21 protein-coding genes are annotated in these 23,277 nt (G+C 67.9%); 14 read left to right on the forward strand and 7 right to left on the reverse strand.

What is annotated here, in order from left to right:
• The first annotated feature begins 147 nt into the window (after positions 1-147).
• Together ACF8ME_RS26215 and ACF8ME_RS26220 are read left to right on the forward strand one after the other, a co-directional pair.
• Entirely contained in the window at positions 148-1,131 is a 984-nt protein-coding gene (locus ACF8ME_RS26215; protein ID WP_017404816.1) for a tripartite tricarboxylate transporter substrate binding protein, read from the forward strand.
• A 60-nt stretch (positions 1,132-1,191) separates the two neighbouring features.
• Complete coding sequence (locus tag ACF8ME_RS26220; RefSeq protein ID WP_227468561.1) at positions 1,192-1,746, forward strand: bacteriohemerythrin; 555 nt, start codon at positions 1,192-1,194, stop codon at positions 1,744-1,746.
• 90 nt (positions 1,747-1,836) lie between these two features.
• Here the strand turns inward: ACF8ME_RS26220 and ACF8ME_RS26225 are convergent, their stop codons facing one another.
• From ACF8ME_RS26225 to pobA, 3 genes are all read right to left on the reverse strand, one after another.
• Positions 1,837-2,274: a universal stress protein gene (locus tag ACF8ME_RS26225; RefSeq protein WP_016446360.1), complete on the reverse strand. Its 438-nt coding sequence runs from the start codon at positions 2,272-2,274 to the stop codon at positions 1,837-1,839.
• 99 nt (positions 2,275-2,373) lie between these two features.
• Positions 2,374-3,156, reverse strand: coding sequence for a 2OG-Fe dioxygenase family protein (locus tag ACF8ME_RS26230; protein ID WP_043791151.1), 783 nt, complete (start codon positions 3,154-3,156; stop codon positions 2,374-2,376).
• A gap of 120 nt (positions 3,157-3,276) precedes the next feature.
• Entirely contained in the window at positions 3,277-4,452 is a 1,176-nt protein-coding gene (pobA, locus tag ACF8ME_RS26235; protein WP_047327502.1) for a 4-hydroxybenzoate 3-monooxygenase, read from the reverse strand.
• A 170-nt stretch (positions 4,453-4,622) separates the two neighbouring features.
• On the opposite strand from pobA, the gene ACF8ME_RS26240 reads away from it, so the two are divergent.
• Complete coding sequence (locus tag ACF8ME_RS26240) at positions 4,623-5,405, forward strand: IclR family transcriptional regulator C-terminal domain-containing protein (RefSeq protein ID WP_016446366.1); 783 nt, start codon at positions 4,623-4,625, stop codon at positions 5,403-5,405.
• Positions 5,406-5,439: 34 nt separating this feature from the next.
• Here ACF8ME_RS26240 and ACF8ME_RS26245 read toward each other — a convergent pair whose 3' ends face one another.
• Positions 5,440-6,339, reverse strand: coding sequence for a LysR family transcriptional regulator (locus ACF8ME_RS26245; protein WP_312841185.1), 900 nt, complete (start codon positions 6,337-6,339; stop codon positions 5,440-5,442).
• Between the two features lie 203 nt (positions 6,340-6,542).
• Between ACF8ME_RS26245 and ACF8ME_RS26250 the strand changes: the two genes are divergently transcribed.
• Positions 6,543-7,550: a tripartite tricarboxylate transporter substrate binding protein gene (locus ACF8ME_RS26250; protein WP_046238589.1), complete on the forward strand. Its 1,008-nt coding sequence runs from the start codon at positions 6,543-6,545 to the stop codon at positions 7,548-7,550.
• Positions 7,551-7,624: 74 nt separating this feature from the next.
• Here the strand turns inward: ACF8ME_RS26250 and ACF8ME_RS26255 are convergent, their stop codons facing one another.
• Both ACF8ME_RS26255 and ACF8ME_RS26260 read right to left on the reverse strand, forming a co-directional pair.
• Entirely contained in the window at positions 7,625-8,767 is a 1,143-nt protein-coding gene (locus ACF8ME_RS26255) for a DSD1 family PLP-dependent enzyme (RefSeq protein WP_047327503.1), read from the reverse strand.
• An 11-nt stretch (positions 8,768-8,778) separates the two neighbouring features.
• A complete protein-coding gene (locus ACF8ME_RS26260) occupies positions 8,779-9,183 on the reverse strand; it encodes a GFA family protein (protein ID WP_016446370.1) in 405 nt (134 codons plus the stop codon).
• A gap of 143 nt (positions 9,184-9,326) precedes the next feature.
• Here ACF8ME_RS26260 and ACF8ME_RS26265 point away from each other — a divergent pair, with 143 nt between their 5' ends.
• The 10 genes from ACF8ME_RS26265 to ACF8ME_RS26310 all read left to right on the forward strand — a co-directional run bounded on the left by ACF8ME_RS26265 (position 9,327) and on the right by ACF8ME_RS26310 (position 22,654).
• Positions 9,327-9,674 (forward strand): low molecular weight protein tyrosine phosphatase family protein, encoded by a 348-nt coding sequence (locus ACF8ME_RS26265; protein WP_392418904.1) that lies wholly within the window; start codon positions 9,327-9,329, stop codon positions 9,672-9,674.
• A gap of 165 nt (positions 9,675-9,839) precedes the next feature.
• Entirely contained in the window at positions 9,840-13,928 is a 4,089-nt protein-coding gene (locus ACF8ME_RS26270) for a TOMM system kinase/cyclase fusion protein (RefSeq protein ID WP_392418907.1), read from the forward strand.
• A 17-nt stretch (positions 13,929-13,945) separates the two neighbouring features.
• Positions 13,946-14,731, forward strand: a complete 786-nt coding sequence (locus ACF8ME_RS26275; protein ID WP_016446373.1) for a BMA_0021/BMA_0022 family TOMM bacteriocin — start codon at positions 13,946-13,948, stop codon at positions 14,729-14,731.
• Positions 14,706-15,572 (forward strand): class I SAM-dependent methyltransferase, encoded by an 867-nt coding sequence (locus tag ACF8ME_RS26280; RefSeq protein ID WP_223275345.1) that lies wholly within the window; start codon positions 14,706-14,708, stop codon positions 15,570-15,572. The genes ACF8ME_RS26275 and ACF8ME_RS26280 overlap by 26 nt, the downstream gene beginning before the upstream one ends.
• Positions 15,529-17,733 carry a TOMM precursor leader peptide-binding protein gene (locus ACF8ME_RS26285; protein WP_392418910.1) on the forward strand — a complete coding sequence of 735 codons (2,205 nt, stop codon included), beginning with the start codon at positions 15,529-15,531 and terminating at the stop codon, positions 17,731-17,733. Before ACF8ME_RS26280 ends, ACF8ME_RS26285 begins: the two co-directional genes overlap by 44 nt.
• Before the next feature lie 119 nt (positions 17,734-17,852).
• Positions 17,853-18,797, forward strand: a complete 945-nt coding sequence (locus ACF8ME_RS26290) for an FHA domain-containing protein (protein ID WP_016446376.1) — start codon at positions 17,853-17,855, stop codon at positions 18,795-18,797.
• Positions 18,798-18,995: 198 nt separating this feature from the next.
• Positions 18,996-19,331: a hypothetical protein gene (locus ACF8ME_RS26295; protein ID WP_223275358.1), complete on the forward strand. Its 336-nt coding sequence runs from the start codon at positions 18,996-18,998 to the stop codon at positions 19,329-19,331.
• A 94-nt stretch (positions 19,332-19,425) separates the two neighbouring features.
• Positions 19,426-19,833, forward strand: a complete 408-nt coding sequence (locus tag ACF8ME_RS26300; RefSeq protein ID WP_017404804.1) for a GFA family protein — start codon at positions 19,426-19,428, stop codon at positions 19,831-19,833.
• Between the two features lie 189 nt (positions 19,834-20,022).
• The gene (locus ACF8ME_RS26305; RefSeq protein WP_392418914.1) at positions 20,023-22,008 is read left to right on the forward strand and encodes a HEAT repeat domain-containing protein; all 1,986 of its coding nucleotides are present in this window, start codon (positions 20,023-20,025) and stop codon (positions 22,006-22,008) included.
• Between the two features lie 205 nt (positions 22,009-22,213).
• Positions 22,214-22,654 (forward strand): hypothetical protein, encoded by a 441-nt coding sequence (locus ACF8ME_RS26310; RefSeq protein ID WP_392418916.1) that lies wholly within the window; start codon positions 22,214-22,216, stop codon positions 22,652-22,654.
• A gap of 36 nt (positions 22,655-22,690) precedes the next feature.
• On the opposite strand, the gene ACF8ME_RS26315 is transcribed toward ACF8ME_RS26310, so the two are convergent.
• Positions 22,691-23,170, reverse strand: a complete 480-nt coding sequence (locus ACF8ME_RS26315) for a GNAT family N-acetyltransferase (protein ID WP_074931903.1) — start codon at positions 23,168-23,170, stop codon at positions 22,691-22,693.
• Positions 23,171-23,277: the final 107 nt, after the last annotated feature.

The raw sequence follows: 23,277 nt of genomic DNA on the forward strand, positions 1-23,277 counted from the left end.
AATCCGCCCAAATAGCGGGTTTCCCAATGCAAGATGGCGGAACCACCCTCCCCGATCATCGACAACCCACCGCATGGGCGGCCCGGCACTGCCGGTCCGCTGCGAGAGGGTTGCACCGCCCCATCAGACCCTGGAGTTTCTTCTTTCATGTTCCGCCAACTGATCACCTGCACCGCCGTGGCCGCCGCCATGGGCCTGAGCTTTTCCGCAGCCGCCCAAGGTGCGGCTGCCGACTATCCGAACAAGCCCGTGCGCATGATCGTGCCCTTCCCGCCCGGCGGCGGCACCGACATCCTCGCGCGCGTGGTGTCCAACAAGCTTACCGAAGTCAGCAAGTGGACCGTGGTGCCCGACAACCGCGCGGGCGCTGGCGGCACCATCGGCATCACCGAGGCCGCCAAGGCAGCGCCCACGGGCTACGACATGGTCATGGGCCAGAAGGACAACGTGGTCCTGGGCCCCTACCTCTACAAGAACCTGCCCTGGAACCCGGTGAAGGACCTGGTGCCCGTGGCCCACGTGGCCTACACGCCCATCGTGATCGCCACCAGCGTGAACTCGCCCTACAAGACCCTGGCCGACATCGTGGCCGCTGCCAAGCAGCACCCGGGCAAGGTGACCTACGGCTCGCCGGGCAATGGCACCAGCATCCACCTCTCGGGCGTGCTGCTGGAGAAAGCGGCGGGCATCCAGCTGGTGCACGTGCCCTACAAGGGCTCCAACCCGGCCCTGATGGATGCGCTGGCCGGCAACGTGGACCTGCTGGTGTCCTCCGTGCCCTCGGCCATCGGCCAGATCAAGGCCGGCAAGCTGCGCGCCATCGCCGTGACCTCGGCCAAGCGCTCGTCCTCGCTGCCCGACACGCCCACGCTGGCCGAATCGGGCCTCAAGGGCTTTGACGTGAGCACCTGGTACGGCCTGTTCATGCCCAAGGGCACGCCCACGGCCGTCGTGACCAAGGTCAACGCCGAAGTGAACAAGCTGCTGGCCATGCCCGAAGTGCGCGACGCCATCCAGACCCAGGGCGCCGAGCCCCAGTCCATGACCGTGGCCGACTTCGACAAAATGTTCCAGGCCGACTTCAAGCAGTCCAAGCAGATCGTCGAGTCCTCGGGCGCCAAGATCGAGTGACGCCGCGTCTCCTTGATGCAGATCAGACTGATCTGCATCAAGGGGCGATGTGACAGTCCCGTGAATACTTCTCCGGAAATCACCGAATTCCTGGAGAACGCCATGGCATTGCTGGTCTGGGTCCCCGAGCTGGACACCGGAATTGCAGAGATCGACAGGCAGCACCGCCGCATCGTCGACTACATCAACAAGCTCTACGAGCTGCGTTCGTCGCCCGACCGCGAGGCCCTGGGCGATGTCATCGGCGAGATGATCGACTACACCGTCTCGCACTTCGTGTTCGAGGAAAGCCTGATCGAGAGCGCCGGCTACATGTTCGCCGGCCCGCACAAGAAGGTGCACGAGCTGTTCACCCGCCGCGTGATCGAGATGCAGACCCGCTTCGATGCCGGCGAGGACGTGGCCGCCGAGCTGCACGGCATGCTCTCGCGCTGGCTGTTCAACCACATCCGCAACGAAGACACCGGCTACGTGGACTCGGCCAAGGCCTATCTGCGCATGGCGCGCGAGTCCAGTCCTGCCGCCGAGAAGGAAAGGCTCAAGAACGAAGTGCTGCAGGAACTGGAACTGCAGCGCAAGAAAAAGGGCTGGCTGGCACGGCTGCTCAATCGCTGATCGCCCTCTCCCCCTGCAGCGCACCAATAAAAACGGCTCCCGAAGGAGCCGTTGACGTTTCACCCGGCGAAGGGCCGAGCGGCCCGGGAATTACTCGCGCACCACCAGCACCGGCACGCGCACGGCGCCCAGCACGCGCTGGGTCACGCTGCCCAGCATCAGCTTTTCCAGGCCACGGCGGCCTTGCGAGCCCATGATGATCAGGTCGGCGCCCGTGCTCTCGAGCACGCGCACGATGCCTTCGTGCACCGCATGGCCTTCGCCCACCACGGTGGTGGCGGTGATGCCGGCCTCGTCGGTGATCTTCTTGACGGCGTCCAGCGTGGTGTTGGCCTCGGCCGTGGCCGCGCTCAGGTACTGCGACTGGCCGTAGGCGAAGTCGGCGCCCACGCCCGTGAACGGATAGGGGTCCACCACGTAGACCGCCGTCAGCGTGCTGCCAAAGACCTTGGCCAGCTCCACGCCCTTGTGGACCGCCAGCATCGAGCTGTTGGAGCCGTCCACGGGAACCAGGATGTGCTTGAACATGCGTTTTCTCCTTTGTGCTTGGCCGCCCTCAGGAATCGGGGACGGCCGGGTCGATGAACCAAAGTGTGCGCCCATCATGCGCCAGCGTCTTGAGCTGCATCAATCCTTGCGGCGACGCGTCAGCTCCGAGCCCTGGAAACCCTGGCGGCGATAGGTCAGCACCAGGGTATCGCGCACGCCGCCCGGCTGCTCTGGCTGGATGGGCGTGGTCTCGTGGATCATGCGGGCATCGTCCAGCAGCATCACCGACCAGGGCTCGGTCAGCGTAAAGCGCTGGCCGCTGGGACCCGTGGCCTCGAAGATGCGTGTCTCGCCGCCCTTCACGCCCTCGCGCCCGACCAGGATCACGGCCACCAGGTCCACGCCGTCGCGGTGCGCGCCTTCGGGCGTGGGTCGGCCAATGCCGTCCGTGGTGTCGATGCGGAACTGGTGGGACTCGATGAACCAGCGCTCGTGCTGCACATCATCGCCCTGTGCGCAGAACACCTGGTCGGACAGGCCCGCCAGCGCCAGCAGCAGGCGGCTCCAGGTGGCGCTTTGCGCCGTGGCGTCGCGCATGGGATCGAACATGCGCAGCATGCCGCCATGCAGGGCGTTGTATTCCACCGGCTGCCAGTGCGCGCGGTGCTCCACCTGCTGCAGCCCGTCCTGCCCGGCGATGAAGCAGGAATGGCGGCGGCGCCGGTAGCGCCCGCCGTCCTTCAGAAAGGCATCGGGCGGCAGCTGGGCCCAGTCGGCATCGAGCGCATGCAGCTCGGTCAATGACACGCCTGCCCAGGCCGCGAATTCATCGGGGCGCAGCACCGCATAGCCTGCGTCGCGCAGCGACTGCGCTGCATTCTGGGGGGCGATATAGGGAGGGGGAAACGTGATGTGCGCCATAACCCGACAAGCTTACTCCTCGCCCGCACCCGTCCGGGCGAGGCGGGCTGCAAATTTGCGCAATGCTGTGGCGACAGACGCGCATCAATGCGGGCGCTGCCCCTCGCTATTGCCCTGGGCTCACACCAGCGGCAACCCCACATAGTTCTCCGCCAGCGAGGTCGAGCCTGCCCGGGAGTTGACGATGTAGTCCAGTTCCGCCTCCTGCACCTTGGTGTCGAAGCCGCCCGCGTCGGGGAAGCGGTGCATGAGCGAGGTCATCCACCACGAAAAGCGCTCGGCCTTCCAGACGCGGCGCAGGCATTGCTCGGAATAGCCGTCGATGCCTTCGGGCGCCTTGTCGCGGTAGTACTGCGCGAAGGCGCTGGACAGGTAGCCCACGTCCGAGGCGGCCAGGTTCAGGCCCTTGGCGCCCGTGGGCGGCACGATGTGGGCCGCGTCGCCGGCCAGGAACAGGCGGCCGAAGCGCATGGGCTCGGTCACGAAGCTGCGCAGCGGGGCAATGCTCTTTTCCAGCGAGGGGCCGGTCACCAGGCGCTCGCGGGCCTCGGGGTCCAGGCGCAGGCGCAGTTCGTTCCAGAAGGCCTCGTCGCTCCAGTCCTCGACCTTTTCGGTCAGCGGCACCTGCAGGTAGTAGCGGCTGCGCGTGGCGCTGCGCTGGCTGCACAGTGCGAAGCCGCGCTCGGTCTGGGCGTAGATCAGTTCGTGCGAGACGGGCGGCGTGTCCGACAGCAGTCCCAGCCAGCCGAAGGGGTAGACCTTCTCGAAGGTGCGCACCTTGTCCTGCGGCACGCTGGCGCGGCAGATGCCGTGAAAGCCGTCGCAGCCGGCGATGAAGTCGCATTGCAGCTCATGGACCTGGCCGTCCTTTTCGTAGCGCACGACGGGGCTGTCGCCATCGAAGCCCACGGGCTGCACGTTGCTGGCCTCGTAGACCGTGGCCAGGCCCTCGGCGACGCGCACTTCCATCAGGTCGCGCGTGACCTCGGTCTGGCCGTAGACCATGACGCGCTTGCCGCCGGTCAGGCCGTGCAGGTCGATGCGGTGGCGCTGGCCGCCGAACAGCAGCTCGATGCCGTCGTGCGGCAGGCCTTCGGCGCGCATGCGGGCATCGGCGCCGGCCTGCTCCAGCAGGTCCACGGTGACCTGTTCCAGCACGCCGGCGCGGATGCGTCCCAGCACGTAGTCGGCGCTGCGCTGCTCGATGATGACGTTGTCTATGCCTGCGCGGTACAGCAGCTGGCCGAGAAGCAGGCCGGCAGGGCCTGCGCCGATGATGGCGACTTGGGTACGCATTGATCTGTCTCCGTTGCGTTGTTCGATGTCATGGCCGGTTCATGCCATGGCCTGGTCCCAAGACTAGTTTTGAGGCAGCGCAAAGACGAGGGGCTGGCACATGAGTTGCGCGGTGATCGCGCAATCTGCGCGACAATCGCGCACTACCTGCATGCCCGCCCTCCCCGCCCATGAACCAGCCCTTTCCCATCGACCCCGATGACTTCATCGCCGGACTGGCCAAGGGCCTGGCCGTGCTGGAGAGCTTCGACACCGAGCGCCAGCGCCTGAACGCCACCATGGCGGCCGAGCGCTCGGGCATCACGCGCACGGCCGCGCGCCGCCATCTGCTGACGCTGGCGCACCTGGGTTACCTGGAGACGGACGGCAGCCATTTCTGGCTGGCGCCCAAGGTGCTGCGGCTGTCGGGCAGCTACCTGGCCTCGGCGCGGCTGCCGCGCATCGTCCAGCCCGTGCTCTACCGGCTGGCGGCGCAGACCCAGCTGTCGTTTTCCTGCGTGGTGCGCGATGGCCACGAGGTGGTCATCGTCGCGCGCAGCGCCCTGCACGAGCGCGGCCAGCGCCTCATGGCCCACGGCCTGCACCTGGGCAGCCGCCTGCCCGCCCACGCCACCTCCACCGGCCGCGTGCTGCTGGCCGCCCTGCCTGCGGCCGAGCTCAGGCAATGGCTGGCCTCGCACGACCTGCGGCGCCTGACCGCCCACACGGTCACCGACAGCGCAGCGCTCGAAGGCGTGCTGGACGAAGTGCGCCGACAGGACTTCTGCCTGGCCCTGGAAGAGCATGAGCTGGCCGTGCAGGCCCTGGCCGTGCCGCTGCGCAACATGGAGGGGCGCACGGTGGCCGCGCTCAACATCGTGACCTCGCCCCAGCGCATGGCGCCGGCCGACATGGTGGCCGAGCTGCTGCCGCTGCTGCAGGAGGCGGCGCGGGAGCTGCGGCCGTTGCTCTGAGGCCTGGCTGAACTGCCGCCGTCGCTGCAACCGCTCAGAGCGGCGCGCACACCTGCTGGCTCAGTTCGCGCAGGGCCAGAGAAGTCTTGCGGATCAGCGGCGTGGCCTTTTTCTTGGCCGACTGCGCCAGGCACAGCGTGCTCACCACGTGGGGCGATTCGATGGGAATGCCCACCAGCTCGGCATCGGTCAGGTGGCTGCGCATGGCGCTGTCGGTCAGCGCGGCGTAGCCGTAGCCGCCGCGCACCAGGTCCAGGATGGCCGGCACGCTGGACACTTCCCAGACCACGTTGAGCTTGACCTGGGACAGCGTGGCCTGCGCTTCCATCAGCTTGCGGAAGATCTGGCCGTGCTGCGGCATGATCAACGGAAACTGCGACAGCTCTTCAAAGCGCACGCTGCTGCGCCCGCCCAGCGTGCGCGTCGGGCCGATCAGGCACAGGCGCTCTTCCAGCACGGGCGTGACCTCGATGTGCGGATGCGGCTCGGGCGTATAGACCAGGCCCAGGTCCATGCGACCCGAGGTCAGCCATTCGGCAATGTTCATGGAAAAGCCCTCGACCACGGCCAGCCGGGCCTTGGGCATGTCCTTGCTGAACAGATCGATCAGTGGCAGCGTCAGGCGCCGCGCCAGGCTGGGCGGCAGGCCCACCACGATGCGGCCCACGGGCTCGTCGCGCTGGCTGCCCAGATCCTCCTTGGCCAGCGCCACGCGCTGCATGATGGCGTGGCCGTGCTCCAGCAGGCGGCGGCCCGCGTCGGTCAACGTCACGCCGCGGCCGGTGCGGATCAGCAGGGTTTCGCGCAGCTCGGTCTCCAGCGCCCGCACCTGGCGGCTCAGTGCGGGCTGGGCCGTCTCCAGCAGCACGGCCGCCTTGCTGAAGCTGCCGGTCTCGGCCACATGCACGAACGTCTCTATCTGCTGCAAATTCATGTTCTCTCGCCTCCTCACTTATGCCATTTTGCTATAGCTGCTAGCGCCAGCCACGGCTAGGTGCTTTGCAACGAACTGACACAATGCGGCGACTGGATGATCCAGCCGCTCCCGCAAGAGAGCGTAAAAACAAGAGCAGCCTGTGCCTTGCCGGCATAGGACCAAGCCACCCAGCAAGCCCAACAGCGACTCGGAGACAAACCATGAAAGACAGCGCCTTCCGCATCAATCGCCGCCAGGCGGGCCTCGCCCTTGGCGCCCTGGCCATGGGCGCCCTGGCACCCGCGCGCGCCCAGTCGGGTGCCGCCGCCAACTGGCCCACCAAGCAGGTGCGCATCATCAACCCCTTCCCCGTGGGCGGCGGGCCGGACGGCACCTCGCGCCTGGTGGCCGACAAGCTGGCGCGCCTGTGGAACCAGCCCGTCATCGTGGAAAACCGCCCGGGGGGCAACGGCTTCATCGCCATCGAGGCCTTCAAGCGGGGCGCCACCGACGGCACGGACATCATCCAGCTGGACAACGTCCACCTGGCCGCCTATCCCCACCTGTTCAAGAAACTGCCCTACAGCATCGACAAGGACTTCGAGGTCGTCCTGCCGCTGTTTCGCACCTTCTTCTTCGTCTGCGTGCCGGTCAACAGCCCCTACAAGACCGTGGCCGACCTGATTGCCGACGCCAAGGCGCGCCCCGGCAAGCTCAACTACGGCTCGTGGTCCGTGGGCAACCCGGTGCACCTGGGCTCGGCCCTGCTGGAGTCGCTGACGGGCACCAAGATGGAACACGTCATCTACAAGGAAACCAGCCAGCTGTACACCAGCGTGGCCACGGGCGAGCTGGCCTTTGCGCTGGGCTCCTCGGGCACGGCCGGCCCGCTGATGCGCTCGGGCAAGCTGCGCTTTCTGGCCGTGCTGGCGCCCCACCGCCTCAAGGGCTATGAAGACGTGCCCACCGTGGCCGAGTCCGGCGGCCCGGCCGATGCCGTGGTCACCGGCTGGAATGCCTTTGCCGTCTCCAAGTCCACGCCGCCGGCCGTGGTCGAGAAGATCCGCCAGGACACCATGAAAGTCCTGCGCGAGCCCGACATCCAGCCCAAGTTCCAGACCTTCGGCTACGAGAACTACTTTCCCACGCCCGAAGAGTTCAAGGCCTTCATCGTCGAGGAAAACAAGCGCTTTGGCGACGTGATCCGCCGCGCCAAGATCGAGCTGTAAGCCACAGGCCACAGCAGGCGCAGACGCAAAAAAGCCGCCGCGCCGCAAGGCCGGCGGCTTCTTTCATGCCGTCTTCAGCGCGACAGCCCGCGCGCCGCAATCGGCCACAGCGCGTGCACCGTGCCGCCCTGCAGCACCACCAGCTCGTCGTGCAGGTTGAATGTCGGGTCCACGTGGGAGGGCAGCAGCTGCAGCACGCTGCCCAGGGCGGGCGCCTGGGCGCCAGGCTCCACGCATACCACGCTGTGCTCGTCATTGATGGCCACGCAGCGCAGGCCCGGCGTGCCGTAGACGGCGGGCGGGCCGCATTCGGCCGAGGTGGATTTCAGGCCCGCATCGAGGATGACGCGGTCCGGCGCGGGCGTGCTCATCACCGTGGACAGCAGGAACAGGCTGCGGCGAAAGGCCAGCGCCCCGCCCCATTCGTTGGCGCCGTAGTCGCCATCCATGAAGGCATAGGAGCCCGGCTGCAGCTCGGTGTAGACGCCGCTGGCCGCATCGAACTCCACGCTGCCCGTGCCGCCGCCCGTGATGGTGTGGCACGCCAGGCCGTTGTCGCGCAGCAGCTGCGCGCAGGCCGCCGCCCGGCTCGCAGCCTCCTGGCAGGCCTGCGCACGCTCTTCGCGGCTGCGCCGGTGCTGCGCCGCTCCGTGGTAGGCCTGCAGGCCCGCGAAATTCACGCCCGGCAGGTTGTGCGCCTGCCGCGCCAGGGCCAGCACGGCCTCGGGGCCCGTGACGCCGCAGCGGCCCTGACCCACGTCCACCTCGACCAGCACGTCGATCTCCACGCCCGCCTGCGACATGGCCTCGGACAGCTGCACCAGGTTGGCCGCGTTGTCCACGCACACGGCCATGCGCGCACTGCGCGCCAGCCGGGCCAGCAGCGCGTGCTTGGCCGGCCCCACGACCTCGTTGCTGATCAGGATGTCGCGCACGCCGGCCGCCACAAAGGGCAGCGCTTCGCTCACCTTCTGGCAGCAGATGCCACGCGCGCCCAGCGCCAGCTGGCGCAGCGCGATCTGGGGGCACTTGTGCGCCTTGGCATGCGGGCGCAGCGCCACGCCATGGCGGTCGGCCCAGTCCTGCATGGTGCGCAGGTTGGCATCGAAGGCCGTCAGGTCCAGCGCCAGGCTGGGTGTGTCGATGCGATCGAGCGGATCGCCGGGCCGTGCGGCAGGCTCCAGTGCCAGACCGCTGGCGTCATCGTGCAAGGGCATGGTGCTGTGCCTCATTCCTGCGGGGGCGCGTACTGGGCGATGACCTCGGCCTCGGTCATGGTCGGCGTCTGGTTGGCGAAGTCGTAGTAGCCGGGCTTTCTGTCGATGTAGATCTGCGTGGCCAACTCAAAGTCCTGCGACTCGAAGGCGCCGGCCGGCACAAAGTACTCGCCCGTGGCGTGCAGCCGGTAGTACAGGTGCGTGCCGCATTGCCTGCAGAAGGCGCGCTCGGCCCATTCGGAGGAGGCATAGGTGCCTATGTGCTCGCCGCCCTCGAACTTCACATCGGGCCCGCAATGCACCGCCAGCATGGGGCCACCGCCCCAGCGCCGGCAGTACCCACAGTGGCAGGCCCCGATTTCCCGGGCCTGGGGAGAGACAAAGCTGACAGCGCCGCAAAGACAGTGACCGTTCATGGTGCATGGACCTTTCCGTGGGTTGCGAGCACCTGGGATTATTCACAGGTGTCGCGCATCATAGGGGATGGCGCAGCACCTGCAAACCGCGGCGCCCTACACTGCGCGCCAGTCCTCTCAACCACCCATCCCCCTTGTCAGCCATGCCCCGCAATGACAACCGCCTCAAGGTCCTCTTCGTCTGCAGCCGCAACCAGTGGCGCAGCCCCACGGCAGAGCAGGTCTGGCGCAGGCACCCTGCCTTGCAGGTGCGCTCGGGCGGCACCAGTGCGGGCGCCCGCCACCGCGTGTCGGCCGACGATGTGGCCTGGGCCGACGTGATTCTCGTGATGGAGGAAAGGCACCAGACCCGCCTCAAGGCCGATTTCGTCCGGCTGCTGGCGCAAAAGCGCCTGCATGTGCTCGATATTCCTGACGAGTACCGCTACATGGACCCGGAACTGATGGACATGCTGCAGACCGCCGTCAGCGCACTGCTGCAACTGGACTGAGCGCCGGACGCCACGGCGACGGCAACCATGGGCAAGCACGTAGGCAAAAACAGGCAATTGCATTCGGACGTACGCTATAGTAACGAACGGTATCAAAAGCACGGTCTGCCGTATGACAAATGGACGACTGGATACCCTCCAGGAGGATACCCAACCGAGGCTGAAATGCACGATGCCATCACCAACCCCACGCAAGCTGCGGTGACCCCGGTGGCGCCAGCCCCCCTGGAAATACCCGATTACGAACTGCTGGAAACCTTGGGATCGGGTGGCTACGGCACCGTATACCGCGCGCGACACCGGCGCACGGGTGCATCGGTGGCCATCAAGGTCGTCAGGCTGCAGGAAGGCGGCCGCCAGGTGGAGCGCTTCCACCGCGAGACCATGCTGTGCGCGTCCCTGCACCATCCCCACATCGTCCAGCTGCTGGACAAGGGCGAGCAAGGCGACTGCGTCTACGGCGTCTTCGAATATGTGCCCGGCGAGACCCTCAAGAGCCTGATCCGCCGCCAGGGCGTGCTGACTGCCGCCGAGGCCGGCCGCCTCATGGCCGAGGTGCTCGATGCGCTGGACTGCGCGCATGCCGCCGGCATCGTGCACCGCGACCTCAAGCCCGACAACGTGATGGTCACCTCCACGGGCGCGGTGCGGCACGCCATGGTGCTGGACTTCGGCATCGGCACCGTGATCCCGCAGTTTGCCGGCCCGCAGGTCTCGCAGCTCACCATGGGCGACGAGTGCCTGGGCACGCCGGCCTACAGCGCCCCCGAGCAGCTGCGCGGCGAGCCGCCCAGCGCCCGCACCGATCTGTATGCCTGGGGGCTGATGTTCCTCGAATGCCTGACGGGCACGCCCGCCGTGCAGGGCGCCTCGGTGGCCGAGATCGTGCACCGCCAGCTCAGCCCGCAGGAAGTGCAGCTGCCGCCGGCCATCTCCACCCACCCCATCGCCGCCCTGCTGCGCAAGGCGCTCAAGAAGCGGCCTGTGGAGCGCAGCGACTCGGCGGCGGCCCTGCTCAGGGACCTCATGCGCGTGCGGCTGGACGATCTGGTGGGCCAGTTGCCCGCAGCCGCCCAGGTGCAGCCGTCGGACCTCACCCGCACCGTGGCCACCACGCGCGTTTTCTCGGAAGTGCGGCAGCTGACCGTGCTGTGCTGCAGCGTCTCCCTCTGGCCGGGCAGCGACACCCACGGCATGGACGGCACGGCGGGCACCTCAAGCCAGCCCTCGCAGGGGCTGAACATCGAAGACATCGAACTGCTGCAGCGCGAGGAACTCACGCTGTTCTCCGACGTTGCCACCCGGCGCGGAGGCATGCTGGCGGGCACGCTGGGCGACCGCATGCTGGTGCTCTTCGGCTACCCGCACACCAGCGACACCGATGCCCGCCAGGCCGGCATGACGGCCCAGGAGCTGCTGACGCTCAGCCGCAGCCGCGCAGCCGCCATCGAGCAGGTCCACGGACTGCACCTCGGAATCCGCATGGGCCTGCACACCGGCATGGCCGTGGTGGTCGGCGGCGAAGCGCCCTCGGGCCATGCCGTCAACGTGGCCATGCGGCTGGAGGCCATCGCCGATGCGGGCACCCTGCTGGCCAGCGAAAGCAGCCACCGCCTGCTGTCGCGTCATGCGCGCTTCGAGAAGGCCGGCAGCCTGCGCCTGCCCGGCCAGCCCACGGGCATGCAGACCTATCGCCTGCAGCTGGAACAGCCCGCCGAGCCACTGCCAGGGCCTGTGTCCGATGCGGCCTTGCAGTGCATAGGCCGCGAACCCGAACTGCAGCGCCTGAACGACGCATGGGCGCGGGCCCGCGAAGCCGGGGGCAATGCGCTGTGGATTCGCGGCGAGCCGGGCATCGGCAAATCCTGCCTGGCCGACATGCTGCTCGTCCACGCCAGGACACAGGGCGCGAACACCGTGGTGCTGCAATGCCAGCCCGAGCACCGCAACACCGCGCTGACCCCTTTCCTGGGCCTGATACGGCAGCGGCTGGAGGCGGCAGATCCCCCGCAGGACCACCGCGAACAGATGCGCGAAGCCCTGCGCGCCGCAGGCTGCGATGCCGAGGCCGCCCTGCCCATTCTGTGCGCCTGGCTCTCGCTGCCCCTGGGCGACTGCGAGCCCAGCCGCATCTCGGCCGTCATGCAAAGGGCGCTGCTGCTGCAGTCCACCGCGCAATGGCTGCTGCACATGTCCGAAGCCGAGCCCCTGCTGCTGGTCGTCGAGGACGTGCACTGGGCCGATCCCACCAGCATCGAACTGCTGGAGCAACTGGTATCGCGCCTGCCCGGGCGGCGCGTGCTGCTGGTGCTCACGGCGCGTCCGCAGTGGCAACCGCCCGAAGGCCTGCAGGCCGACTGCGTGGATGTACGGCGGCTGGAAGACGCCCAGGCCACCGAACTGGCCCGCCAGACGCTGGCACCGCGCCGGCTCAGCCCTGCCGTGATCCGCCACGTGGTGGAGCGCACCGACGGCGTGCCGCTGTTCATCCAGGAAATGGCGCGCATGCTGCTGGATGCCCACCTGGTGGAGGAAGACGGCGTCTGGGACTTTCGCCATGCCGGACTGCCGGCCGCCATTCCGCTCACGCTGCGCGACTCGCTGGTCAGCCGCTTTGACCGCATCGGCCCGCTCAAGCCCCTGCTGCAGCTGGCCGCCACCATGGGCCGGCACTTCGAGTTCGACCTGCTGTGCGCCTGCGTGGAACGCCCGCAGGGCGAAGTCGGGCAGGAACTGGCCGCCCTGGGCCAGGCCGGCCTGGTGATTGCCGACGAACGCGCGGGCCCGGGCGCCTACATGTTCCGCCACGCGCTGATCCGGGACACGGCCTACGAATGCATGCTGGTATCGCAGCGCCGGCTGCTGCACCGCGACGTGGCCCTGGCCCTGATGCAGCACCAGCCGCAGCGCGTTGCGGCGGAACCCGCAGGCGTGGCCCAGCACTGGGCGGACGCCGGCGACCACGCCCAGGCCGTGGCCCTGGCCGTGCGGCAGTTGCGCATCACCCAGCTGCGCTCGCTCAACGATGAAACCATTGCCTACGCGCGCCACATCGACGACTGGCTGCAACAGCTCCAGGGCGTGGCCCAGCGCGAGGCGCGGCTGGACGTCAACAGCTACGTGACCCAGGCGCTGATGAACAAGCACGGCTGGGCCCATGCCCAGGTGGTGGAAAGCATCGCGCTGTCGCAGGAGCTGCTGGCCGGCCCGGGCGCCAACGCCGTGGCCGACTACAAGCAGGTGCAGCACCTGTGGATGCTTATCACCTACCACCACGTGGCCAGCAACCGCGAGGAAGTGCGCCAGCTCAGCCACCGGCTGCTGGAGCAGGCCGTGCGCCAGCAGGACACGGGCGTGCTGGTGGCCGCCCAGACCTACCTGGGACTGGCCCACTACTCCGACGGCCGATTCGAGCAGGCCGAAGAAGCGCTGACCGACGCCATCACCCGCTACGACCCCGTGGCCCATGCCCACCATGCGGCCGAGTTCGGCTTCGACACCCGTGTCTGGGCCACCTGCGGGCGCGCCCTGGTGCGCTGGTTCGCCGGCTTCGGGCAGGCCGCGCTGGCCGATGCGGCCGACGCCGTGCGCCTGGCGCACGAGGTCTCGCACATTCCCTCGCTGAGCATGGCCCTGCTCTACCAGGGCCTGGTCCACCAGGCGCGCGGCGACCGGGCCAGCGCGCTGGCCACCACGGGCGAGCTGCTGGACATCACGGCCCGCTACGGCCTGCCAGCGTTCTCGGGCTATGCGGACATCATCCGCTGCTGGGCCCTGGGCGAGGGCACGGCAAGCGAAGACAGCGAAGGCATAGCGCGCGCCAGCGCAACGGCGCAGGTGCTCTGGGACATGGGCTGCCGCTACTGCCAGACCTACTACCGCTCCTTCGTCGCCGAAATGCTGGCGGCCAGCGGGCGCTGGGCCGAGGCCCTGGACAAGATCGACGAATGCCTGCGCCTGGCCGACGTGCTGGACGAGCGGCTGCACAGCAGCGAGCTGCACCTGAAGAAGGCCCGCTTCCTGCTGGCCATGGGCGCCGACCACGCGGCCGTGCAGGACAGCCTGGCCCAGGCGGCCGGGACTGCGCGCACTGCCGGCAAGTACCGCACCGAAACCGAGGCACTGGCCCTGTCGCAGGCCCTGGCACCCGCCAGGCCTGACGTGGCCGCGCGCCTGAGTGAGCTGGCCGCGCTGCGGCCTGAACTGTCCGTGCACCTGTCCGGGCCCCTGCCCGGCCAGGCGCATTTTTCTTGAACCGAGGATGAAGTCACATGACCACCCAGCTGCAGAATACTGAACCGTTGCTCGCATTCCGCCTTGCCTACCTGCGGGCCATCGCCCGCTCCTGGCAGGATGACGCCTACCGCCGTGACCTGCTGGGGCAGCGCGACATCCAGCCCATGCTGCACCGCGACTTCAACCTGCCGACCCAGTGGCCCCAGGTCGATGTGTCGCTGCGCCTGAGCGACGACCCCACCCAGCGCGCCGAATGGAAGCCCGTGCTCACGGCCGGCTGGATCGGTCCCGACGATGAATTCGTCATCGTCCTGCCCCAGGCGCCCCAGACCCATGCCTCCGAGGCCCTGGCCGCCTACTACCAGCTGTTCCCCAACTTCATGGGCGTGAGCACCTCGTTCGAGGAGCCGAACAACGGCATGCTCAGGGCTGCCCTGCCCACGGGCCTGGGCATCCCCGGCGGCGGCCCGGACTCGCTGCTGGCCTTCGGCGGCGTGGTGCTGCGGGCCATCGCCCTGGCCTGGCAGTCGCCCGAGTTCCACGCGGAGCTGACGCGTGACGACGGCAAGGACAAGGCCCCCGTGCTGAGCCAATGGCTGGGCTACAACAACCCGTTCAACTTCCAGGTCCGCTTCGAGACCGAACAGGCCTTCACCTGGGACGCCGCGCGCGGCGAGTGGAACCTGCAGCGCGCAGACGGCACGGCCATCAAGAACGGCATCGTGCTGAACTACCCGGTGGCACCCGCCGAGCAGGACCTGTGGGCCATCGCCCTCACCTCCTACAACAACACCGGTGACGCCTATCCCTTCACCTGCTGATACGGCACCGGCGCAGCTGCAAGGGGCCACGGCCACCTTGCTGCTGACGCTGGCGGCACGTGCCCGCGCTGCAGGTGCGGCAGCTCCCCCGGAGCTGCACGACCTGCCGCCCTTTGCCGATCCCGAGGCGTGCCGCATCGCGGCGGCGCTGCCCCAGGCCAGCGAGGCGCACGCCGCCGACCCCGCCTTTGTGCGCAGCGTGGTGCTGCGCACGCAGCTGTTCGACCGGCTCACCACGCAATTCCTGAGCGCGCATCCGTCCGGCCTGTGCATTGCGCTGGGCGCGGGCCTGTGCACGCGGCGCAGCCGCCTGGCGGCCCTGGCCGGCACCGCACGCTGGCTAAACGTGGACCTGCCCGACGCCATTGCGCTGCGCGATCAATACATGGACGGCGACGAAACCCGCCTTGCCTGCTCCATCCTCGACACCTCCTGGCTGGACGCCGCCGCCCTGCCCGGCAACCAGCCCGTTCTGGTGCTGCTCGAAGGCGTCTGCCCCTACCTTCCCCAGGCGCCGCTGGAGGCCATGCTGCAGCAGTTGGCCCAGCGTTTTGCCGCGCCCGGCAGCCCGCCGTGTACCGTGGTGCTCGACCATGTGCACCCGGCCCTTGCACGGCTGCCCATGCAGGTGGGCGGCATGCGGCTGCCCGTCGTCTCCGGCTTTGCGGACGGCGCCCAGATGGAGCGCATCCACCCCGCCATCCGCATCAGCCTGCAGGAGCACCTGTATGCCCGGTTCTCGCAGCAGCACCAGCTGTTCGAGACCGCCTTCCACGCCACCACCGGCCAGCACCCGTATGCCGTCGTCCGCCTTGAACTGGGAGCCCCGTCCCTTGCCTGAGCCTGCGGCCCCGGACCTGTTTGCCGACGCCTTCCGCTGGCACGAAAAATTCCTGCCCCCCGTGCAGCAGGGCGACCGCCTTTTGCTGGCCAGCGAACGCGACACCCTGGCCCTGGGCTCCGCCGCCGTGCTGGCGCTCAACGCCCCGCTGCAGGCCGGCACCAGCCTCATGCAGCACTGCGCCACAGCGCCCGATGCGCCGCTTGCGCAGATGCTGCACGCCCTGGGCGCCCTGCTGCGCCAGGGCCTGGTCCAGCCGGTGCTGCACAGCGACTTGAACGGCCACGGTTATCTGCAACCGGATTTCTCGGCCCCGCCCGTGCACCTGCAGGCATCGGAGCAGATCGACATCGTCCTGCTGACTGCAGCGCTGGACAGCACAGCCGCCTGCCACTGGGCTGCGGCCGTGGCCACGCAGGCACCAGCCCCGCTCACCATCGTTTTCTGCGACGACTACCTGGACCCGCGCCTGGGCGCCATCGACGCCGGCCAGCGTGCCGCAGGCCGGCCCTGGCTGCCGGTCCGGCCCGCGGGCGAGCAGGCCATGGCCGGGCCCTTGTTCACGCCCCATGCCGGCACCGCATCGGCCTGCTGGCATTGCCTGGCGCACCGCTGGCAACGCAACCATCCCGCACGCGCCGCGCAAGGTGGCCCGCCGCACGACAGCGGCCGCTGCCCGCCCGTGCGCGCCGGCGCCGACCTCATCGCCACGCGGCTGCAGGCCCTGCTGCCCATGGTGCAGCGCCTGCTGGCGCACACCGATGCGGCGCAAAACGTGTGGACGCTGGAGCCTGACCAGCCCCACCCGGTGGCCGCCCGCCCGCAATGCCCGCACTGCGGCACACCGGGGCTGATGGCACTGCGCCAACGCGAACCCATTGCGCCAGTTCCCGGCACGCATGCCGCGCGCGCCGACGGCGGCTGGCGCAGCGTGCCGGCCGAGACCACGGTGCAGCGCCTGTCCCGGCAAGTCAGCCCGCTGACCGGCGTGATTGCCCGGGTCACGCCGCTGACGGCCGAGACCGACGAAGCGCTCACCGTCTACCGCAGCGAAATCTTCAGAACGCCCGCGCCTGGCAGCGGCTTCCTGGCAGCCCCCCCGACACAGCTGTGCCTGGGCAAGGGCCTGTCGGCCATGCAGGCCCGCGCCAGCGCCATGTGCGAAGCCGTGGAGCGCTACGCCGCCTTCCACCAGGGCGATGAAGCCGTGGTCGTCGCCCCCGCCGCGCAGCTGGATGCGCCCTGCATTCCTCCCACAGCGCTGGCCCGCTTCAGCGACCGGCAGACCGCCCGCTTTGCCAGCGACAGGCCGCCGCATGCCGTGGCCCCCGGCGCCGGCCAGGGCGAACCCCTGTGCTGGGCGCCCGCCTGGTCCCTGACCGCCGATGCGCGCCGCTACCTGCCGCTGGGCTTTTGCCTGGCCCATGCGCCCGCGCAAAGCCAGCACCACGTGGGCTGGACCTCCAACGGCTGCGCGGCCGGCAACACGCGGGAAGAAGCCATCCTCCAAGGCTTCATGGAACTGGTGGAGCGCGACGCCGCCGCCATCTGGTGGTACGGCCAGATCCGCAGGCCCGCCATCGCGCTGGACGGCATCGCCGCAGCCACGCGCCAGCGCCTGGCGCGCAGCTGCGGCCCGCAATGGTCGTACTGGCTGCTGGACATCACCCATGACTTCGGCATACCGGTCGTGGTCTGCGTGGGCCGCCACGCGGATACCGGCCATTGGGCCGTGGGCTTTGGCTGCAGCCTGGACCGCGCCCTGGCCTGCGAACGCGCCCTCACCGAAATCAGCCAGCTGATCGCGGCGGGCAAGGGCTTTGCCGTGCCGCAGCAGGTGCAGGCCTTTCTGCATCCGCTGGACGGCACCGATGCGCCGCCGCAACAGCCTGCGCAGCAGGCGGACACCGCGCCGCCGGACATTGCCCAGGCCATTGCGCACTGCGTGGACATCGCACGGGGCCTGGGCCTGGAAACCATCGTCTACGACCACTCGCGCCCCGACATCCCTCTGTACACCGTCAAGGTCGTGGTTCCGGGCCTGTGCCATATCTGGCCGGAACTGGGCAATCCACGGCTGCGCGACGTGCCCGTGGCCCTGGGCTGGCGCAGCCGTCCGCTGCAGGAATCCGAGTTCAATCCGCAGGCGCTGTACGTTTGACAAACTGAAACGCGCAGCGGGCATGTACTCTCTCGGCTTGGCAACAGGCTGCCGGCTCCGGGCCAATGCGCCCCCAGCCCACCCCCTGTTCACACAAGCCCCAAGGAGAATTCGAGGCGATGGCCCTCTTTCGTAACCAACTCGACGGCAGCATCGTCGTGCTGCGGCCCCTGCATACCTTCGGCCGCCACCCTTCGGTCTGCCAGACCGTCATGAAGGCGCCCGACGTCTCCCAGGTCCACGCCCTGTTCCGCTGGAACCGGCAGACCTGGGAAATCGTGGACCAGAGCCGCAACGGCACCATGCTCAACGGCGTGCGCCTGGTCGCCGGCCGCTGGACCGTACTGACCGTGGGCGCCAGGCTCAGCATGGGCGAAGGCGCAGAAGCGGCCTGGACCGTGCAAGACCTGGGACCGCCCGTCACCTGCCTGAGCCCCGGCCCGGGCCTGCCCCAGGACGCCCCCCTGGCCCTGAACCCGCGCGGCACCCTGCTGCCCGACGCCCAGGAGCCCGAAGCCAACGTCTTCTTCGAAGACGGCCGCTGGCTGCTGGAGTCCGGCGACGGCACCGAACCCCTGGTGGACGGCGCCATGGTCCACACCTCGGCAGGCAGCTGGGAATTCGTGCAATGCGACGACCTGGAATCCACGCGGGAAAGCAGCTTCGACCCGCATGCGCCCAAGCCGCCGGACGTGTCCTTTCGCTTCCACGTCAGCCAGAACGAGGAGCACGCCAGCCTGACCGTCATGAGCGACGGCAAGCCCATCGCGCTGGGTGAACGCATACACCACTACACCCTGGTCACCCTGGCCCGCGTGCGCCAGCAGGACGCCCACAAGGGCCTGGCCCCCGCAAGCCAGGGCTGGATAGAGCTCGATGCGCTCTCGCGCATGCTGGGCGTGGATTCGTCGTACGTGAACATCCAGATCTTCCGCGCCAAGCACCAGATCCTCAGCGCCCTGCCCGAATGCGCGGCCTTGCCGGCCCTGGTGGAGCGGCGGCGCGGCAGCCTGCGCTTCGGGGACTTTGCGTTCGAGATCGAGGGCGGGGCGCGCAGCGCCTGAACGGCGAACTGCAACGGAGAACGGCAGGCACACGGCGCATCGCTCGCCGTATGTAATCAGCTGTAATTTTCTTGTTGTGCACACGTCAATAAAGTGGGAACCGGTTCCTGCCGCCTGCGGCAAGGACCTCTCACCCTCCTCCCGGACCGGGTTGCCCGAGTCCACTGGCGCACCTGGAAACCGCAAATGAGCATGGACATGCGACGTGTACTGTTGATCCCCGCCAGCGCGCGGCCCGTTGACCCTGGCCTGGCCAGCCTTTCCATGGACGCACAGGTCTGGGAAAACGGCTATCCCCTGGTCGTCGGCAAGGCCCGCCACGGCCTGCTGCAGGACTTCTGGCGGCACTACTACGGCGAATCCGCCGCCATGTTCGTGGCCTCGGACCAGTTGCTGGAACTGCACAACGACATCATGGCCGCCATCCCCGCCTGCGTGGGCGAGATGCCGGTGCTGCGCTTTCTCAACGACCTCGGAAGAATGTGCCTGCAGGCGCATGGGGACGGCAGCGGGCTGCAGGTCATCGGCGACTGACGAAACGGATGACTCCTGGGGTTGCCGCGCATCCCTGTCGCGGCATTGGGGCGCATGCACAATGGCATGCGCCTTTTTTCGTGCCCGCCCGACCATGAGCAACGCCCCGGATAGCCCCCCTCTTGCCCTGACCGGCAGCTGCCTGTGCGGCGCCATCGCCTATGCACTGCGCTCCACGCCCCGGGCCGTCTCGCACTGCCACTGCCGCATCTGCCAGAAGGCCCACGGTGCCGCATTCGCCACCTACGGCAGCGTGCCGGCAAAGGACCTTGTCTTCACCCGGGGCCAGGAGCAATTGCGCTCCTTTGCCTCATCGCCCGGCATCACGCGCTGCTTTTGCCAGCAATGCGGCTCATCGCTGTCATGGCACAGCCAGCATTACGAAGAAGGCGCATGGATCTCCGTCGCACTGGCCACGCTGGATTCGGAGTTTGTCGTGGGCAGGCAGCGGCATGTGAACCGGGGGGCGGGGATGGCGTGGGTGGATGGTGGGACAAGGTGATCGGGCGGATGGGGTCGGCCAAAAGCGGCCGGATGCCAAGGCCTGCCCGGCCGGTCGACCGGTGGACGACTTGTCCAGTGGCGGCCCTGGGGCGGCACCTATGATGCAGGGCGCGCCAGACGAGCCTGTGCTGGTGGTCTTCTCGGACAAGCAGAACCAGGGCAATCCGGACCGGCCCTTCCAGTACTTATGAACGACAACCCAAGCCAGGCACTCGCAGAGCAGCTGCAGAGCTCCACAAAAAACGTCGATGTGTTCTTGGCGCTGCAAGCGCTGTCCTGCGCTGCCCCCGCAGTGGCTTTCGAGGCCATCACGACATTCATGAGGTCCGCGCCGGCAAATCAGCTGCCCCTGGCCCGAAATGCACTGCTGGAGCTGGCGGACCGCGCTCCCGCGCTCCTGGTGAGCGCGACGCTGGACGAAGACGCAAAGGTGGCTGACTCGGCCAGGCAGGCCTTGTTGATCCGTCCCTCCAATGAGGCACTGCCCCTGTACCTGCGCATGGCCAAGTCCAAGAGCGTTGACGAAGCCTGCTCGGGCTGCATGTACCTGGGCCGTATCTCCTCGCCACAGGCCCGGGCGCCTTTGTTCAAGGCCTTGGGCCACCGCAGCGCAGCGGTGCGCGAGTATGCGGCGACATCCATTCACAGCCACGCCGACGAACACTGGATCGCCGACCTGCTGGAGGCCATCCGCACGCTGCGGCGTGAGGAGACCGACAAAAAGAAAGACTTTGGCGAGGTGATCAGCACGCTGTGCAGCGCGGTGGTCCAGAAATCCACACACGCCTGCCTGGACCTGCTGATGGAAGGACTCCACGATGCGGACGCCAGAGTCCGCGGGACCTGCATCAGCGCACTGGGGCGCCTGGGCGATACGGCAGCCGTGGTCCCGCTGATCGAGACGTTTGAACATCCGCGCCGCGGGATGCCGCGGGAGCTGAGGACGGCACTGGTCAAGGTGCTTGGCGAGTTGGGCGACGCGCGTGCGATCGCGCCACTGCTGCGTGCCGGAGTGACCGTTGCAGCACCGGCGCTGGGCCCGCTGAAGGCGCAGGAAGCCGTGCCTGAACTGATGGCCGCGCTGGAGCAGGCAAGGACACCGCGCGATGCCGACGAGCTGGCCGAGGTGTTGGCCCAGCTGCAAGGGCCCGGCGAGTCGCAGTGGCCCCGCGCAGGGTTGCGCACGGCGTCGCTGCAGGTACGGCGAGCCGCCGCGCTGCAGCTGGCGCGCACCGCGCCCCAGGAAGCGGCCCAGCATCTGCGCGCCATGCTGCCCCAGCTGTGCGGCGGCGACGCCGTGGGCGTGGCCGAAGCGCTGGCCTTGATGGGCTCAGCAGAGGGTTTCGAAGGCTTCGCGAAGGCATTGGCGGACGACCCCCACCACTGGAATGCCAGCGCCGTGGCGTACGCCTGCCAGAATCTTCGCGGCCCCCAGGTGCAGGCCCTGCTCCTGGGGCTGATGCCCGGCATCCGCAACGAATACGTCCACCACGCCTGCAAAGCGCTGGCAGCGCAAGGGGCTGACGTATTGCCTGCGCTGATCGCTGCAGCCCAGGCAGCCGGCGACAGCGTGCGACACCGGTACGTGATGGCGCTTGCCGAGTTCCGCGCCCCCCAGGGGGCCGGTTTGCTGGCGCCTCTGATGGTCCGCCGCAACCCGTTGCGGGACGCCGCCATGCTGTCGCTGTCAGCCACGCCCAGCGCCGAGGCCAGCGCGGCGCTGGCTGCGGCATTGCGGCAAGCCGAATCGCCGGCTGATGCCCGGCTGATCACCGAAACGCTGGCGAAGGCAGCCACGCGCGAGGCGATTCCCGACCTGATACGGGCGCTGCAGGCCGACCTCGCCACCGAAGAGATATTGGAAGCCTTGGGCCGTCTGGGCAGTCTGGGCGACCAGGCGGTTGTGCCTGCACTGATCGATCAACTGAGCAGCCCCAACGCGCGCCGCCGCCAGGCAGCAGCCATGGCGCTGGGGCAGATCGCAGACCCTGCGGCAGGGGCACCGCTTGTCCGCCTGCTGCTGAAAGAGTTTCATCTGGAGGTGGCGCAGGCCGCAATGCAAGCCTGGCTGGCCATGGGCGCGCAAGATGGTGGCGTACTCGATGGGCTGGGCGCGCCGGGCACGCGCGCATTCCTGTTGGCCAGTGCCAGACAGCTGCGCAGGGAACGCTGACACGCACATCCCCGCACGGATTGCGGTGCGCCCGGTCAGGATCTGCCATCGCTGTAGAGCCGGCATTTGGTGCGGCTGCTTGAGGCTGAGAGCTGCCCGGCCCCTTGACGAAGATTCACCGTGCCTTCAGGCAAAATCCAGACGATCGGGAAAGCTTGGCGTCAGGTCTGCCGAGAGGCCCAACTTGAAGAATGGAACAGTATCAATGGCACTGACGAAGAAGGGCGAGTTCTGGTACGGGACAACGTCCGGCGACACCCAAGCCGAGCTGCGCAGCTACAGCATTGCGAATGGCCATGAGGCCGTCCGGTTTGCCTCGTCCAAATGCGATTGCGGATGCCGGACTTTTGCGCTGCAGACGGATGAAGAAGCCGGCGTGGCCATCCGCACCTGCACCGACTGCGGGCAGGAACACCTGATGGGCGACAGCGCGGAACATGTTGAAGAGGCCGCCCCTGAGGCACACGAGTGCGTGTGCGAGAACGAGACGTTCGAACTGATGTCCGGCGTCTCCGTGTACGAAGGCACACACGACGTGCGCTGGTACTACATCGCTTGCCGCTGCGTGGAATGCAATCTGGTTGGGGTCTTCGCAGACTGGAAGTGTGAAGCGGGTGATGCGGCGGCCTTCCTCGCCAAGGTATGAGCGCGCGGGATCAAGACGCGCTGCCCAAAGATCTGGTCAAGCGGGTTTGCCGGGTGCATGCAGGCGATAGCGCAAAAAGCGAGTCCCCTCGATATCCAGTGCGCCATCTGGCCGAAATCCCAGCTTGAGAATCCCTTTTATTCTGGTTCTTGAAGGTGGCAGCAAAATTGTGATGGAGCTCAGCCCCAAGCCAGTGAATGCACGTTTCACTATCTCTTGATAGATGGCTTTGCCACTTCCCCAGAATTTGGGGTGAAGCACCAAAGCGAGGTCGGCATCACCTTCCTCGTACTGCAAACCGCCCCAGCCGGCAAATTGCTGATCAATTTCAAACGCCCATGGCCCATAGCCGTATTGCTGCCACTGGGCATCCTTTTGCCGAGCCCATTCATTTGCTTTCGCCAGGTCGAAATTCGCACTTCCAAGCGGCATTTGTCGCAGCACATCTGGATTGTTGTTCAGCGAAACAATGTGAGCCGGATCAACTTCAGTGAGCCGCTTAAATTTCAAATTCATGCCTGTATCTGGTTGTCTATCCATCAAATTCAAAGCCTACCAAAACGGTGGTTGCCGACCGTCTATCTGAGCGTCAACCAAGGGGCAGCAGTCCACAGTGCGGGGTT

It is taken from the genome of Delftia sp. WSY_7, from assembly GCF_043104845.1.
Taxonomy (GTDB): Bacteria; Pseudomonadota; Gammaproteobacteria; order Burkholderiales; family Burkholderiaceae_C; genus Comamonas; species Comamonas tsuruhatensis.

Bases quoted from the DNA above. Each gene is read 5' to 3' on its own strand.
- ACF8ME_RS26215 (WP_017404816.1), top strand. From the start codon at position 148: ATGTTCCGCCAACTGATCACCTGCACCGCCGTGGCCGCCGCCATGGGC.
- ACF8ME_RS26225 (WP_016446360.1), bottom strand. From the start codon at position 2,274: ATGTTCAAGCACATCCTGGTTCCCGTGGACGGCTCCAACAGCTCGATG.
- ACF8ME_RS26230 (WP_043791151.1), bottom strand. From the start codon at position 3,156: ATGGCGCACATCACGTTTCCCCCTCCCTATATCGCCCCCCAGAATGCA.
- pobA (WP_047327502.1), bottom strand. From the start codon at position 4,452: ATGCGTACCCAAGTCGCCATCATCGGCGCAGGCCCTGCCGGCCTGCTT.
- ACF8ME_RS26240 (WP_016446366.1), top strand. From the start codon at position 4,623: ATGAACCAGCCCTTTCCCATCGACCCCGATGACTTCATCGCCGGACTG.
- ACF8ME_RS26245 (WP_312841185.1), bottom strand. From the start codon at position 6,339: ATGAATTTGCAGCAGATAGAGACGTTCGTGCATGTGGCCGAGACCGGC.
- ACF8ME_RS26250 (WP_046238589.1), top strand. From the start codon at position 6,543: ATGAAAGACAGCGCCTTCCGCATCAATCGCCGCCAGGCGGGCCTCGCC.
- ACF8ME_RS26255 (WP_047327503.1), bottom strand. From the start codon at position 8,767: ATGCCCTTGCACGATGACGCCAGCGGTCTGGCACTGGAGCCTGCCGCA.
- ACF8ME_RS26260 (WP_016446370.1), bottom strand. From the start codon at position 9,183: ATGAACGGTCACTGTCTTTGCGGCGCTGTCAGCTTTGTCTCTCCCCAG.
- ACF8ME_RS26265 (WP_392418904.1), top strand. From the start codon at position 9,327: ATGCCCCGCAATGACAACCGCCTCAAGGTCCTCTTCGTCTGCAGCCGC.
- ACF8ME_RS26270 (WP_392418907.1), top strand. From the start codon at position 9,840: ATGCACGATGCCATCACCAACCCCACGCAAGCTGCGGTGACCCCGGTG.
- ACF8ME_RS26275 (WP_016446373.1), top strand. From the start codon at position 13,946: ATGACCACCCAGCTGCAGAATACTGAACCGTTGCTCGCATTCCGCCTT.
- ACF8ME_RS26285 (WP_392418910.1), top strand. From the start codon at position 15,529: ATGCCGTCGTCCGCCTTGAACTGGGAGCCCCGTCCCTTGCCTGAGCCT.
- ACF8ME_RS26290 (WP_016446376.1), top strand. From the start codon at position 17,853: ATGGCCCTCTTTCGTAACCAACTCGACGGCAGCATCGTCGTGCTGCGG.
- ACF8ME_RS26295 (WP_223275358.1), top strand. From the start codon at position 18,996: ATGCGACGTGTACTGTTGATCCCCGCCAGCGCGCGGCCCGTTGACCCT.
- ACF8ME_RS26300 (WP_017404804.1), top strand. From the start codon at position 19,426: ATGAGCAACGCCCCGGATAGCCCCCCTCTTGCCCTGACCGGCAGCTGC.
- ACF8ME_RS26305 (WP_392418914.1), top strand. From the start codon at position 20,023: ATGAACGACAACCCAAGCCAGGCACTCGCAGAGCAGCTGCAGAGCTCC.
- ACF8ME_RS26310 (WP_392418916.1), top strand. From the start codon at position 22,214: ATGGCACTGACGAAGAAGGGCGAGTTCTGGTACGGGACAACGTCCGGC.
- ACF8ME_RS26315 (WP_074931903.1), bottom strand. From the start codon at position 23,170: ATGAATTTGAAATTTAAGCGGCTCACTGAAGTTGATCCGGCTCACATT.